This is a genomic window from Komagataeibacter intermedius TF2 (assembly GCF_000964425.1).
In the GTDB taxonomy this organism is placed as follows: Bacteria; Pseudomonadota; Alphaproteobacteria; order Acetobacterales; family Acetobacteraceae; genus Komagataeibacter; species Komagataeibacter intermedius.
The window spans coordinates 1-371 of sequence record NZ_BANF01000453.1 but is presented as its reverse complement, the minus strand read 5'-3'; the positions used below and the strand labels follow the sequence as shown (position 1 = coordinate 371).

At 55.3% G+C, this 371-nt stretch carries 1 pseudogene; it reads right to left on the bottom strand.

The features are described from left to right. Positions 1-255: pseudogene (locus B7449_RS18015) on the bottom strand (hypothetical protein); the annotation flags it as partial. Positions 256-371: the final 116 nt, after the last annotated feature.

Sequence of the window (371 nt, the reverse complement as noted above, 5' to 3'; positions counted from 1 at the left end):
AGCAGGTCCACAATACCATCGCCGCCTGAATACGCCCGCGTCTCCCGCCGGATGCTTACGGATTTTGAACATCAGCACCGGATCAAACGGCGGACGGCCGCCTTTGCTCCCGTCCGCATAGGCCAGAGCCTTCTCCAGGTCAGGACGGAATACTTCAAAATCCACAGTCCGGGAAAATGCTTCGAGCTGGTCACCAAGCCCACTCAGACGAGCCAGGCGATCTTCAACATCAAAAAAACCGGGCTGCATCATCATCCATCCCTCATCGTAAGATGAACGATGGAATCACACACAGGGCCTCATAACCAGAGAGTTTTTCGAACCCTCCAGGTTATGGAGTGGCGTGGCAGGCCAGAAGCCATCCGAATGGA